This window comes from Ampullimonas aquatilis (genome assembly GCF_049675895.1).
GTDB lineage: Bacteria > Pseudomonadota > Gammaproteobacteria > Burkholderiales > Burkholderiaceae_D > Ampullimonas > Ampullimonas aquatilis.
This window is the reverse complement of the sequence record NZ_CP183834.1, coordinates 1,096,154-1,110,054: the sequence shown is the minus strand read 5'-3', so window position 1 is coordinate 1,110,054 and position 13,901 is coordinate 1,096,154. Positions and strand designations below refer to the sequence as shown.

12 protein-coding genes are annotated in these 13,901 nt (G+C 52.1%); 5 read left to right on the top strand and 7 right to left on the bottom strand.

Annotated elements, in window-relative coordinates:
* Window positions 1-19: 19 nt before the first annotated feature.
* Window positions 20-1,894 (bottom strand): excinuclease ABC subunit UvrC, encoded by a 1,875-nt coding sequence (gene uvrC / locus ACMYR3_RS05115; RefSeq protein WP_424195143.1) that lies wholly within the window; start codon window positions 1,892-1,894, stop codon window positions 20-22.
* 146 nt (window positions 1,895-2,040) lie between these two features.
* Here uvrC and ACMYR3_RS05110 point away from each other — a divergent pair, with 146 nt between their 5' ends.
* The 5 genes from ACMYR3_RS05110 to ACMYR3_RS05090 all read left to right on the top strand — a co-directional run bounded on the left by ACMYR3_RS05110 (window position 2,041) and on the right by ACMYR3_RS05090 (window position 8,865).
* Window positions 2,041-3,003 (top strand): AAA family ATPase, encoded by a 963-nt coding sequence (locus tag ACMYR3_RS05110; RefSeq protein WP_424195141.1) that lies wholly within the window; start codon window positions 2,041-2,043, stop codon window positions 3,001-3,003.
* 38 nt (window positions 3,004-3,041) lie between these two features.
* On the top strand, window positions 3,042-4,058 hold the full coding sequence (locus ACMYR3_RS05105) for a DUF58 domain-containing protein (protein ID WP_424195139.1): 1,017 nt from the start codon (window positions 3,042-3,044) through the stop codon (window positions 4,056-4,058).
* Window positions 4,052-6,202, top strand: a complete 2,151-nt coding sequence (locus ACMYR3_RS05100; RefSeq protein WP_424195137.1) for a transglutaminase TgpA family protein — start codon at window positions 4,052-4,054, stop codon at window positions 6,200-6,202. The genes ACMYR3_RS05105 and ACMYR3_RS05100 overlap by 7 nt, the downstream gene beginning before the upstream one ends.
* A gap of 52 nt (window positions 6,203-6,254) precedes the next feature.
* Window positions 6,255-7,523 carry a lytic murein transglycosylase B gene (gene mltB, locus ACMYR3_RS05095; RefSeq protein WP_424195135.1) on the top strand — a complete coding sequence of 423 codons (1,269 nt, stop codon included), beginning with the start codon at window positions 6,255-6,257 and terminating at the stop codon, window positions 7,521-7,523.
* Window positions 7,524-7,863: 340 nt separating this feature from the next.
* Window positions 7,864-8,865, top strand: a complete 1,002-nt coding sequence (locus ACMYR3_RS05090; RefSeq protein WP_424195134.1) for an ATP-grasp fold amidoligase family protein — start codon at window positions 7,864-7,866, stop codon at window positions 8,863-8,865.
* A gap of 106 nt (window positions 8,866-8,971) precedes the next feature.
* Here the strand turns inward: ACMYR3_RS05090 and ACMYR3_RS05085 are convergent, their stop codons facing one another.
* From ACMYR3_RS05085 to ACMYR3_RS05060, 6 genes are all read right to left on the bottom strand, one after another.
* Window positions 8,972-9,532: a SecDF P1 head subdomain-containing protein gene (locus tag ACMYR3_RS05085; RefSeq protein ID WP_424195132.1), complete on the bottom strand. Its 561-nt coding sequence runs from the start codon at window positions 9,530-9,532 to the stop codon at window positions 8,972-8,974.
* Window positions 9,533-9,618: 86 nt separating this feature from the next.
* Complete coding sequence (locus tag ACMYR3_RS05080) at window positions 9,619-9,930, bottom strand: hypothetical protein (RefSeq protein ID WP_424195130.1); 312 nt, start codon at window positions 9,928-9,930, stop codon at window positions 9,619-9,621.
* A gap of 122 nt (window positions 9,931-10,052) precedes the next feature.
* On the bottom strand, window positions 10,053-10,622 hold the full coding sequence (locus tag ACMYR3_RS05075; RefSeq protein ID WP_424196376.1) for a YceI family protein: 570 nt from the start codon (window positions 10,620-10,622) through the stop codon (window positions 10,053-10,055).
* Window positions 10,623-10,734: 112 nt separating this feature from the next.
* Window positions 10,735-12,018, bottom strand: coding sequence for a TRAP transporter large permease (locus ACMYR3_RS05070; protein WP_424195128.1), 1,284 nt, complete (start codon window positions 12,016-12,018; stop codon window positions 10,735-10,737).
* Window positions 12,015-12,620: a TRAP transporter small permease gene (locus ACMYR3_RS05065; protein ID WP_424195126.1), complete on the bottom strand. Its 606-nt coding sequence runs from the start codon at window positions 12,618-12,620 to the stop codon at window positions 12,015-12,017. Before ACMYR3_RS05065 ends, ACMYR3_RS05070 begins: the two co-directional genes overlap by 4 nt.
* Window positions 12,621-12,739: 119 nt before the next feature.
* Entirely contained in the window at window positions 12,740-13,750 is a 1,011-nt protein-coding gene (locus tag ACMYR3_RS05060; RefSeq protein ID WP_424195124.1) for a TRAP transporter substrate-binding protein, read from the bottom strand.
* Between the last annotated feature and the right edge of the window lie 151 nt (window positions 13,751-13,901).

Genomic DNA, 13,901 nt, shown 5'->3' with positions numbered 1-13,901 from the left:
TGATGAACAAACTGTCAGCTCAACCATGTAATTGGCGATATATCTGCTCCGCCAGTTGCCGCGAAATGCCCTCGACAGTGGCCAGTTCATCCACACTGGCTGACTGTACACCTCGAAAACCACCAAAACGCGTCAGTAATCGCTGACGACGTTTGACACCGATACCTTCTATTTCTTCCAGCTCGGAGGTCTGGCGCGTCTTGGCACGTTTGGCACGCATGCCAGTAATTGCAAAACGATGTGCTTCATCACGAATCTGCGCAATCAACATCAATGCAGCACTGTCCTTGCCGAGCAATAAGGATTGTCGATCATCCGCAAAAATCAATTCCTCCAGGCCGACCTTGCGCCCTTCTCCTTTGGCGACGCCTACCAGCACGCCAATATCCAGCCCCAGTTCGGCAAACACCTGCCGTGCCACTTCCACCTGCCCTTTACCACCATCAATCAAGACTAGGCCAGGCATCACGGCATCACCCTGCCCGGCCAATTCGGCCACTTTTTCATAACGTCGTGTCAAAACCTGTCGCATGGCTGCGTAGTCATCACCACCGGTGATATCAGTGATATTGTAGCGGCGGTATTCACCATTTTGCATGGCATGATGGTGATACACCACGCACGAAGCCTGGGTTGCTTCACCAGCAGTATGGCTGATATCAAAACACTCAATCCGCAAGGCATCCATGTCTTCCGCATCCAGGCTCAGCACCTCAATCAGATCGCGCGTACGCGCCTTGGCGGAACCCTGTTCAGACAATAATTGAATCAGTGCGAATTCGGCATTCTTGCAGGCCATATCCAGCCATTGTCGACGTACGCCCTGGGGCTGGCGCAATAGCTGAATCCGATGACCGACCATCTCTGTGAGCAACAACAATAGTTCGGGTGCATCCAGATCGACATTGATCACCAGAATGGCGGGCATGAACTTCTCAACATAATGCTGGGCCAAAAAAGCTTCCAGCACTTCCTGCTCAATCGGCGTATCGTCCAGCGAACTGGCGGTATGGCTCGGAAAATAAGCCTTGTCGCCCAGGTGACGCCCACCCCGGATCATTGCCAGATTGACACAGGCACGGCCACCGCGTACCACCACGGCAATCACATCGACATCGGTATCGCTACCCGTGTCCACATTTTGCTGCTGCAAGATAGCCGACAGTGACGTCATCTGATCGCGCACGATGGCGGCCTCTTCATAACGCAACGCTTCTGCATGTGCCATCATGCGCACCTCAAGCTCCTTGAGCAGTTCACCAGGCTGTCCGCGCAAAAAACGCGCTGCATTCTGTACATCCTGCGCGTAACCTTCCTTGCTGATGGCTGCCACACATGGGCCGCTGCAGCGCTCAATCTGATACAGCAGACATGGCCGCGTGCGATTATTGAATACCGTGTCTTCACAGGTACGCAGACGAAATACCTTTTGCAGCAGAACCATGCTCTCCTTCACCGCCCAGGCATTGGGAAATGGCCCAAAGTACTGATTGCGCTTGTCGACGGCACCACGGTAATAGGCAATCCGTGGATAGGCATGGCCGCTGATCTTGAGATAAGGGTAAGACTTGTCATCACGAAACAGGATGTTGTAGCGTGGGCTCAAGCTCTTGATCAGATTATTTTCGAGCAGCAGTGCCTCGGCTTCGGAGCGCGTTACTGTGGTTTCCAGCCGTGCAATCTGCGCCACCATGCGGGCAATTCGCGGGCTGCTGAGATTTTTCTGAAAATAGCTCGATACCCGTTTTTTCAGATCACGCGCCTTGCCCACATACAAGGGCTTATCGGCCGCATCAAAATAGCGATACACACCAGGCAAGGCGGGCAATTTGGCCAATTCGGCGCGAGCATCAAAAGGAATTGGACTTGGGGTGGCAGCAACAGTGTCATTCATTCCGATAGTGTAAACATTTCTGGGCAAGTGTCGTGATTCGTCAACCAGTGTGACATCTACCCTTTACCAATCCCTTTTTTTCACATTGAATAGCAGCTTGACGCTTCACTACCCTGCTCGACCTCATATTATTGGACAAAACATCAATGGCGCCCCCGATCACCACTCCAGCCAGCCAGGACATCGCCCAACTGCTGGGACGCGTTGCGGCTCAACTCAATCATCTGATCATTGGTAAATCCCTGCAAATCAAACAAAGTCTGGCCTGTCTGCTCGCCAATGGCCATTTACTGATTGAAGACGTACCGGGTGTCGGTAAAACCACTTTGGCGCATGGCTTGGCGATTTCGTTGGGGCTCGAATTTGCCCGCGTGCAATTTACATCCGATCTACTCCCTGCCGATCTGCTGGGCGTGTCGATTTTTGATCGTAATAACAGCCAGTTCAACTTTCATCCGGGCCCCGTTTTTACCCAGGTATTGCTGGCCGACGAGATCAACCGGGCCACGCCCAAAACTCAAAGTGCCTTGCTGGAAGCGATGGAAGAACGCCAGATTTCTTCCGAAGGTGTAACCCGTCCCTTGCCAGAACCTTTTTTTGTGATTGCCACGCAAAACCCCAGCTACCAGATTGGAACCTTTGTTTTGCCCGAATCACAACTGGATCGTTTTCTCTTGTGCATTGAGCTGGGCTACCCCGATCGCGCTGCCGAACGCGCCATGCTCGAAGGGGAAGACCGTCGCAAAATGCTGGCAGGATTACAGCCAGTCATGCAAGCCCATGAATTACAGGCAGCCCAGACTTGGGTTGATAAGGTGCATTGCTCCGCAGCGCTGATCGACTACATCCAGGCACTGATTGCCGCCTCCCGCACCGGCACCCAGTTTGTCGAAGGGCTCAGTCCCCGAGCGGCCTTGGCTTTATTGCGGGTAGCCCGTGCCTGGGCTCTGCTGGAAGGCCGGGATCATGTACTTCCTGAAGACGTGCAGGCGATTCTGGTGCCAGCCTGTGCGCATCGTTTGCGCCCGATTTCCACACCCGGTAAGAAACAGACTGCATCCAGCCGCGAATTGGTGGAACAGCTGAAGCTCTCGGTAGCGCTGCCCTGAAACCCCGCCCTAGCAACCCAGCTCAAGGCAACACCGCCATGTCGTCAGGCCACTCTGCGCTTCATGCCCGCCCAGCAGCCACAGGCCGCAACCGGCGTCGCTCGGCACGACTGATCCGCAAGATCAAGCAGTTGGTTTTTAAATATCGCGAACATGAGGCTGGTGAAATCACCTTGGGTCAGCGCCGGGTTTATATCATCCCTACCAAGCCAGGGCTGGTATTTGCGGTATTGATGGCCATCATGATGCTTGGCTCCATCAATTACGCCCTCAATCTGGGCTTTGCACTCACCTTCATGCTGGCCGGAGCTGCCATTGTCGGCATGTATATATCGCACGCCAATCTCGCTGGGCTACGCTTGCGTACCGCCAAGGCTGACTCAGTCTTTGCCGGGGAGATCGCGCACTTTCAAGTGGTGCTGGACAACCCCAGCAAACGGGATCGGATGGCTCTGGTAGTACGTCTGACGGGCCTGGATGAAGGTCGCTTCAATGATGTGATTGTGGATATCAATGGTCAGTCGAGCAAAGTTGTGGCCTTGGCTTGTCAGAGCAAGCAGCGCGGCTGGCTGGCTTGCCCAAGAATCCGCCTGGGCACTGTTTTTCCCTTGGGCTTATGGCGCGTCTGGAGTTACTGGCATCCAGCCCTGAATTGCCTGATTTACCCGGCACCAGAAACTGATCCACCACCATTGCCCTGGGCTGGCCATGGTGAGGGTGACGCCAATGGTGAATCCGGTGAGGAAAATCTGGCAGGTATCCGCCCCTATCAAAGTGGTGACAGTGCGCGCCAGATTGCCTGGAAATCGCTGGCACGCAACGATCAGCTTGCTTCACGACATTTCCAGGGCGGAGAAGCCACCGAACTCTGGCTGGATTGGCATGAGATGGCTGGTTTAAGCCACGAAGACCGCGTTGCCCGTCTGACCGCCTGGGTGTTGGTGGCAGACAGTCAACGGCTGGCTTATGGGCTACGCCTGTCGCAACAAGAAGTGCTCCCCAACAGCGGAGCAGAACACTTTGTCACCTGCCTGGAGCGCCTCGCATTATGCTGAGCAAGCCCAGCACCACCTATCAGGCTGACAAGCCGGGCCAGCGCAAAGCCAGCTGGTTCGACTGGTCGGGCTTGTCACAGGAAAAACGCGACACGCTGTTCATGTTGATCACCTTGAGTCTGGTGGTCTTTCCTCATTTTGCCCACTTGCCTTTATGGTGCACCAGTCTGGTGGTGGTGCTGTTTGGCACACGACTGTTTTTAACCCTGTCGGGCAAAGCACTGCCAAGTCGCTGGGTACTGTTGGTATTGCTGATTGGTGCCAGTGGCACCACCTTATTGACCTATCAAACCATTCTGGGACGTGATCCTGGCGTCACTTTGCTGATTTTGATGCTGAGCCTGAAGCAACTGGAAATGCATGGCAAGCGCGATGCCTTTGTGGTTTTCTTTCTGTCATTTTTTGTCTTGCTGACCCAGTTTTTTTATTCGCAAAGCATCGGCACCGCCTTCATCATGTTATTGGCCGTGCTAAGTCTGTTGACCACCTTGATCAGCCTGAATCACGCCGCCGCCGATGTCTCACTTGGAAAGAAATTGCGGTTGGCCAGTCGTCTGCTGATTTTGGGTACACCGTTGATGATTGTGCTGTTCCTGTTTTTTCCACGCATTCAAGGACCATTATGGAGCCTGCCTTCAGACGCCCGCAATGGGCAACTGGGTTTGTCCGACACCATGAGTCCCGGCAGTTTTACTGATCTGCTGCAATCGGATGCGGTGGCCTTTCGAGTGCAGTTTCTAGGCGATCGGCCGCCTTCAGCCTTGCTCTATTGGCGCGGCCCGGTGCTGGCCCAATATGATGGCCAGACCTGGCATGGACTGCGCAACCAGGTCGGCCCATTCAACAAAGCCCAGCCCATCCGCAAACAGGGCAAAGGCTATAGTTATGCCGTGACCCTTGAGCCCAACAACAAACGCTGGTTGCTGGCTTTGGATGTGCCCGTGCTGCTGCCCGAATTAAAAAGCGGCAATGTGGGCATGTATGAAGATCTGCAGATCATGGCCGATCAGCCCATTGATGAACGCACTCGCTATGAATTGCGCTCCTACCCCAGCTACAGCTACGGGCCACTGGAATTTGAGGACTATTCGTTACAAGATTACCTGACCCTGCCGCCAGGCTATAACCCGCAAACCCTGGCCATGGCCATGCAATGGCAAAACGAATACGCCAATACCAGCAATCCGGATAAGAAGCTGGTGCAAAGAGCATTGGACTGGTTTCATAATGACAACTTTCGCTACACCATGACACCCTCGCCAATGGGCAAGCAAGCCATTGATGACTTCCTTTTCAGCAAGAAGGCCGGCTTGTGTGAACATTATGCTGGTGCCTTTGTGGTGTTGATGCGTGCCCTCGATATTCCAGCACGTGTGGTCACCGGTTATCAGGGCGGTGAGTACAACACTTACGATAATTACATGATCGTGCGTCAGTCTGACGCCCATGCCTGGGCCGAGGTCTGGCTGACCGGACAAGGCTGGGTAAGGATTGATCCAACCAGCGCCGTGGCACCCGAACGGATTGACCAAGGCGCCACCTTTACCAGCCGCAGCCGGGTCAATCAGAGCGGCAAACTGGGCACCTCGGAAAACGCAATGCTGCGCAGTCTGAAGCTGAACTGGGATTCCATCACTCACTCCTGGAATCAATGGGTACTGTCCTATTCCGCTGACAAACAACGTAATCTGCTCGATAAGATCGGTTTTGAAAATGGTGGCTGGAAAGAACTGCTGGTGCTGCTGGCCGCGCTCATTGCGATTGTCATGTTGATCATTTTGCTGGTTTTGCAACGCATGCAGGCTCGCATTGACCCGGTAGTGCGACTCTGGCAAAAATTCTGTCAACAACTTGAACGACGCAATATGGCACCCTTACCTCATGAAGGCGCGAGTGCCTTTGCCGCACGCATTGGCCCACAACTCGATGCGCAGCAACGTCGCAAGCTGGAAAAAATCGTGCGCCTTTACCAGACCTTGCGTTACGGCCCCTTGTCGCGCTATGACCCCGGCCTGCTTGTCGAGTCGAGTCGAAATGTGAAAAACAATCACAGTAATACAAATAAATCAGCAGCAACGGCTGCGCAGGCCACGAGTCGCGCTACACTGCTGAAAGCATTCAAGCAGGCTGTTGCCCGCTATTAAAGATCAATAAATTGAAACTGCCTAAATTGAAACTGCCTAATCCATGATGCCCATGATGCCTGACCGCACCCTGATCAATGCCAGCACTTTTTTACATCGTTCATTACGCCGCTTGCCCTTTGTGACGACACTAATGCCTACACTAGTGGCTGCATTCTTTGTCGCATCGCAGGCATTGGCGCAATCCCCATTTGATCCGGGCCAGATTACCACGCCAGCTGCGCCTGCCAGCACAACGGCCAATACCACCAGCAGTCGTTATAGCGAGCGCGCTGACGTCAAACCGTTTATTGATGACATGATCAAACAAGGTTTCACCAAAGGTGAAATCACCAGCTTGCTGGATCGCGCCCGTTATTCTGAGGCCGTGGTCAAAGCCATCATGCCGGCTCCGGTTGGCCGCCCCAAAAACTGGAAAGAATATCGCAGCCGCTTTGTGGAACCAGGCCGGATTCGAGATGGCCTGATCTTTTGGAAAAATAATCAGACAGTGCTCAAAAAAGCAGCCGAGCAATACGGCGTGCCGGAAGAATATATTGTGGCCATCATCGGCATTGAAACGATTTACGGCCGCAATATGGGCTCGTTTCGAGTAATGGATGCGCTGACGACACTCGCCTTTGATTACCCCGATGTGCCCAACAAGCGCAACGCGCTATTTCAGGAAGAATTGCAGGCGTTTTTGAAATGGACCAAATCACGCGGCGTCGAGCCATTTTCAGTATTGGGTTCGTATGCCGGTGCAATTGGGATTGGCCAGTTCATGCCATCCAGCATCCTGAAATACGCGGTCGACTATGACGAAAATACCTTCATTGATTTGCGCGCCAGCACCGCCGACGCGATTGGCAGTGTCGCCAACTTTCTGAATGCGCATGGCTGGCAACGTGGTCGCCCGGTCATCTGGCGTATTGCCGATGATGATGCTAGTCGCGGGATTGCCGAAGCCGGTGCGGACGGCAAACCAGAACCCAGCAAAACCCTGGGCAGTTATTTATCGGCCGGCTTGCTGTTGTCGCCTAATGAACCCCAATCGGTCAAGGAAAATGAAGTCGACACACCAGTGGTGGCGGTCGATTTACCCACGCCCTCGACCAATACCGAGTACGTGTTGGGTCTGCAAAACTTTTATGTGCTGACCCGCTATAACCGCAGTTTCTTCTACGCGATGGCGGTCAATGATCTGGCCGAAAGTCTGCGCAGCGACATGCTGGCCGGACGTGCTGAAAGTCTGGTCAAACCAGTGGTCAAGGAAACCCGCAAAGAGGTTCGGGTTGAAAAAACCATCAGCAGCAAGACCATCAACCCAAAAAAGCATTGAACCCGCCAACGCTGCAAGGCGTCTGAAAAACTTTGAAAAAGGCCATACTACATAATAGTATGGCCTTTTTCTTGCCTCTTAAGTGGATCAATAAAGGGTTTGTGGAAATACAGGTGGATTGTATATTTTCTATCGAATCAATGATGATTTCATATCATCAACTACAATAATTGCCAAAACCACGTTCAAAAAATTCCAGTCATCTTAATTTTTTATGATGAGCGGCTATTTTTCACGGACGACTGTCAAATGAATCCGCTATAAATGGGCTCAAGTTTGAAATTTCAATTGCTTCATTCGACCTTTTTAGCCCGCCCTGAAGGGCATTGATTACAACACCATGTCAAATATTTTGTCAGTCTGGACTTATCAACTGGGTAAGCGCATCTTTAACCAGATCCTTCCCAGACTGCCGACCATATGGCGGATCAGACTGATTTACCTGCGGCGTCAGCAGCAATGGCCCAATCTGAGCAAGCCAGCCACTTTCAGTGAAAAAATTCAATGGCGCAAATTGTACGATCGTCGCAAACGTCTGATTTTATTCAGCGACAAGCTGCGCGTGCGTCGATACGTTGAACATCAATTGGGGCCGGACGTGCTGCTCAAGCTCCATTGGGTGTCGGGCGATGCCAATCGCTTTGACAAAAATCAGTTGCCCGATCAGTTTGTGCTCAAGGTCAATCACGCCAGCAACTGGGGGGTGCAGGTGGTGCGCGATAAATCCCGGTTTGAAAATTCGGCCTTGCGCGGTTTACTCAAAGACTGGTTCAGTCAACGTTTTGGCTGGCTGATTGGTGAATGGGCTTATCTCTACGTCAAACCCAAGGCCTACGCCGAGCAGCTCCTGCAGGATGCGTCTGGTCAATTACCCAATGACTACAAGTTTTATATTTTTCATGGCAAAACCCAGGTGGTGCAGGTTGACCAGGAGCGTGGCACCGATGCCTACAGCATTTCTTTTTACGATGCCGATTGGCAATATATGGATGCCCGCTGGGATGTGCCCAATGCCAAGCCCATTGCCGCTCCCAAAAACTTTGAGCTGATGCGCAGCTACGCAGAACGTCTGGCCGCCGAGATGGACTTTATTCGGGTGGATTTTTATAACCTCGATGGCCAGATTTTTTTTGGCGAGATGGCGGTTTATCCGGGCAGCGGCTTTGATCGTTTTGAATCCAAAGAGATGGATCAGTACCTGGGTAGCTTGTGGCAACTCAACCCTGACGAACCGCTACGCTCGACCCGCTCCTTTGGCAAACGTGCGGCAAAAATTCGCGCGGCGGCCGCTTCCGGTGACACGCAAGCCCGTATGGATAGCTTGCCACCGGCCGCCATATAGCTCCTTCCCGGGTTAACCTCACCTATTTATGAGGGGTATATTAATAAATAGCCTTGTTCAGTACGTATTTATTAATTAGAAATAAATACCCTATAAGAGTATAAGATCAGATGCTGATTACACTGATGCCGTTGGCAATATTTTGCAGCTCGGCATAAGAACGGTTACGTACCACAAATTGAAACCGCCCTGCCGTCACTCGCCCCTGCACCAGCACTTCATCGGTCAAACCATCATCCAGAAAAATGCCAATGGTTTTGTCGTAGAGCAGTTCCGTGGCATCTGCAAAGGCACGCGCTCCCTCGGGCGTCAAACTGACCTGAATCAGATACTTTTCCCTGGTCAGCTGATCCGTATCTACCGCGACCACTTGAGCGTGGGAGACATGGCTGTTATCGACAATCACATCCGCAAACACGACCCGTTCATAACCATCCGGATGCACTACCAGATAAGCACCTTTGATCAAACCCTGCTTGAATGCCAGAATTGCGCTGCGGCGTTTTTCAACTCGGTGCAAATCAAAACGGATGGCGCGCTCAATCGGGCGGCTTAGCGCCTCCCTGTCGGTCTCGGCAACAGGCATGGCCAGCAGCGCTCGCCCCTGCCAGCCAGCGATCAGCGGTAGCACCAGTAAAGTACGCAATGTATGACGACGTGAATGCATTCTGGCCTCCTTTCAGATACATCAGATAGCGCAGTGCTGACCCCACCTTTCCACTGAATCGACTGGTGTTTTGCCAGGCATGTCATTCATGATGCATCATCACGACGCTGACGATACAGCCACCAGACATTGGCCAACAGCCCCAGCAAAGCACCCAGTGGTCCGGTCAGATAAACGCCGAGCAGGGGTCCTTGCGACCCTTCGTGCTCAATGACTGGCACAATAAACCCGATCAAAAACCCCAGTAGCGCCATTGTCATGATCAAAAAGGCCGCTCGCCCAAGATAGTGCAGCAAGGATGGTGAATGCGGCCCATGATGGTTGGCGCGGCCAGGCAGCCACAAAATGGCTGCCAGAAAAAGTGCAATCACAATGGCGAGCAAGGTTGGCACAAACATATGAATGGTCGACAGGCTAAAGAGTGACGGATGAAATCATTCTACACAGTCACAACCACTACTTTGAAAAACGGTGCCACGATGTTTTGCCGCAAGCACCTGCCATTTCCTCAAGTGATCGCCTAGCGCGGCGTGGCTTCCACCGCAATCTGAATCGCCACCCGGTCGCCGACCTCGGGCAAAAATTGCGTCATGCCAAAGTCGCTGCGCAAAATGCCCAGACTGAAATCGCCCCCGCAAACATACCGCGCAGCGCCAAACAATCTGACAACCCCACAACTAAACCGCTCAGCTTGCAAACTCACCGACTTTGTGACCCCATGCAGCGTCAATTGCCCAGTCACTGCCTTGAGTTGATCACCCACAAAAACAAACTGGCTGGATTGAAAATAAATATCGGGAAACTTTTCCGCCTCAAAAAACTGGCCCGATTTGAGCACACTATCGAGCAGACTTTGTCCGGTACTCAAGGATGTCACATCCACGGCCAGATTGACGTTGCCCGTCTTTAAATTTTCATCAAAATCAATCGTGCCGATCACCTTGCCAAAGCGGCCACGCACCAGCGAACGATCAAAATGACTGCCCGCAAAATAAACGGTGGTGTGATTTTTATCCATATCAAACGGTGCTGCCTGAACGGGCGTGAACCAGCCACTGGCCAGCAAGAGCAGTTGGGCATAACAGAGCATTTTCAATATCAACTCCTTTTGCAGACCAATCATTTCACGGTGCCCCAATGAAAAACACGACATCCCGATCTTCCATCGAAATGTCGTGCCGGTCAAATGGCCTTGGACAGCGCTACAGCATGCCTAAAGCCCGGGGCAACCAGAGTGAAATGATCGGGATGTAGGTAATCATGCCCAAAAACACCAGCATCGTTAACAGCCATGGCCAGACCGCCACAGTCAGTTCGGTAATCCCCATCTTGGTAATACCACTGGCCACATAAAGGTTTAAACCGACCGGTGGATGACACATGCCCACTTCCATATTCACCACAATCAAAATGCCCAGATGGACCGGATTGATACCCAGCTTGACTGCCACCGGAAACAGGATCGGTGCCAGAATCAGGACGATGGACGAAGGCTCCATCACATTGCCAGCCAACAGCAGCAGCACATTCACAACCAGCAAGAATGCAATGGGTCCAAGGCCCTGCCCCAGCAACCATGTGGCCATTAATTGTGGAATATTTTCTGATGTCATCAAAAATGAAAACAGCACAGCATTGGTGATGATATAGAGCAGCATCGCGCTCATGCTGGCTGAATCCAGCAAGACCTTGGGCACCCGTGACAAAGGCATGTCCTTGTAGATGAAGACTGCCACAAAAAAGGCATAGACCGCACTCATCGCTGCCGCTTCAGTCGGTGTGAAGATACCGGTATAGATGCCACCAATCACAATCACAATCAGCAAGAGACCCCAGATGCTCTCACGCAGCGCTTGCAGTCGCTGCCCCCAACTGGCCTTGACGAGACGTGGATAGTTGAATTTTTTAGCGCGATACCAGGTCGTCAGCCCCAGCAAAAACGCCAGCATGATACCTGGAATCACCCCTGCCATAAACAATGAGCCCACCGAGGTATTGGTCGACACCGAATACATCACCATCACAATCGAAGGTGGAATCAAAATGCCCAAAGCACCCGAGGTGGTAATGACGCCCGCACCAAAACTTTTTGGGAAACCCTGTTTGACCATGGCTGGCAGAATCACCGAACCAATCGCCACCACGGTCGCCGGACTGGAGCCGGACACTGCGGCAAACAAGGCGCAGGCCATCACTCCTGCCAAAGCCAGCCCACCATGCCAATGACCGACCATGGCAGTGGCAAAGCGGATCATGCGGCGCGCGACACCACCATGAGTGAGGAAGTTACCGGCCAGAATAAAAAATGGAATCGCCATGATCTCGAATTTTTCAATACCGGTGAATAACTTGAGGGCGACGGATTCAATCGGCACCTGAGTCATGGTAAAGAGGAAGGTCAGTACAGTGAGGCCCAATGAAATGGAGATTGGCATGCCGGTCAGCATGAGCACAATCAACAGTGTGAAAATGATCAGCACATTCATGATTGCACTCCTTTGACTGGTACCCCATTAACTGCCGGCGCTACTTGCAACAGGGGATCATCACCTTCATCCAAACCTTCCACATGCGCGACATCATGATGGGGCAACTCGCCGGTACGGACAAAATTCCAGGTCACCTGCAAGAAGCGGAAGCACATCAGATAGGAACCCAGAGGAATGGCCATATAAACAATCCACATCGGTACTTCCAGGTCGGATGAGACCGAATCAGTGTGATACATCTGCCAGACAAAATTAGCGCCCAAGGTGCCCACTACACCGGTAAACAAGGCACCTGCCAAGAGGCCAATGATGACAAAGACTGCCCGATTCTTGTCGCTCAGCCGATTGATCAGCACATCCACGCCCACGTGAATGCCAGTACGCACACCGTAGGCTGCGCCAAATTTGGCCATCCAGACAAACATGAAGATACAGAGCTCCTGCGCCCAGCTCATATTGATCTGCAATAGCCAATCCTGCAAAGCAGGGATGGGCAGGCCCGCAGCATAACGATGTGCCACGGCAACAAAAATAACGAGCGTCGCCGCCCCCATAAGGAAGGCAATCAGCCATTCCTCGAGATGATCTAGAAATTTCATGGAATCTCCGTAGAGAAAGTTCAAGCCTGAGCCTGGGATGCTGCCAGCCACATTGGCAAGTCGGTTATCGACCTGATGATTGACTCATTGACTGGCAGCTTGATGGTGATTTCAATGAATTATTGAAAACTGGCCGGATTGAAATCGGTTTCTTTATAGACTTCTAAAATCGTTTCTTTGGGGATACGATCTTCGGCCTGGGTATGCACCTTGAGCAACGCTTTTTTCCATTCGTTTTTTTCTTGCGGTGTCAGTGTAATGATCTGGGTCTTGCCAGATTTACGCACGGCTTCCAAAGCATCTTCGTTTTCCTTCTTGGCAATCTCGTTGGCATAGACCGTCGAGTCTTTCATTGCCACTTCGAGCGTGCTGCGAATATCAGTCGGCAAGCTATCCCAAAACTTTTTATTGACGATCACCGCGTATCCCAGATAACCATGGTCTGACAGGGTCAGATACTTTTGTACTTCATGCATCTTTTGCGTATACAGATTGGACACCGGATTTTCAGTGCCATCCACCACGCCGGTTTGCAGCGCCTGATACACCTCGGAGAAGGCCATCACCTGCGGATTGGCGCCGAGTGCGCGCATCTCCATATCCAACACCTTGGAAGATTGAATCCGCATTTTTTGACCACGAAAATCCGCAGGCATTTTGAGCGGTTTGTTGGCACTCATTTGCTTGAAGCCGTTATCCCAAAAAGCCAGACCCACAATCCCCTTGCTCTCCAGTTTTTTAAGCAGACCGGCACCGACCGGGCCTTGTGTGACTTTATGCAGCTCCTGGTAGTTATCAAAAATATAAGGCAAGTCAAACAGCTCAAACTCCTTCACGCCCAATGGCCCAAACTTGGCCAGCGACGGTGCCAGCATTTGCACCGAACCCAGCTGCAGGGCTTCGAGTTCTTCCTTGTCTTTATAAAGTTGACTATTGGGATAGATCTCGACCTTGACCTTGCCCTTGGTACGCTCTTCAGCCAGTTTTTTAAAATATTCTGCCGCCTTGCCCTTGGGTGTATCAAGTGCCACCACATGACTGAATTTGATGACGATAGGGTTGCTCTGAGCCATGGCTAATGCCGAACAAGCCATGATGGCGATACCCGCCACGATTTTGCATAGTTGCATTGTGTGTCTCCTGATATGTTTTGGATAAAGGCCCGGCCAGTTGCAGCAAGCGTCATTGAGCCATGCCGACATTGTCAGACAAGCGCTTGAAAATAAATATTGTGGAAATCCGAGGGGTGACTGCTAGGGGCAATACCGAAGGCGATAGTCG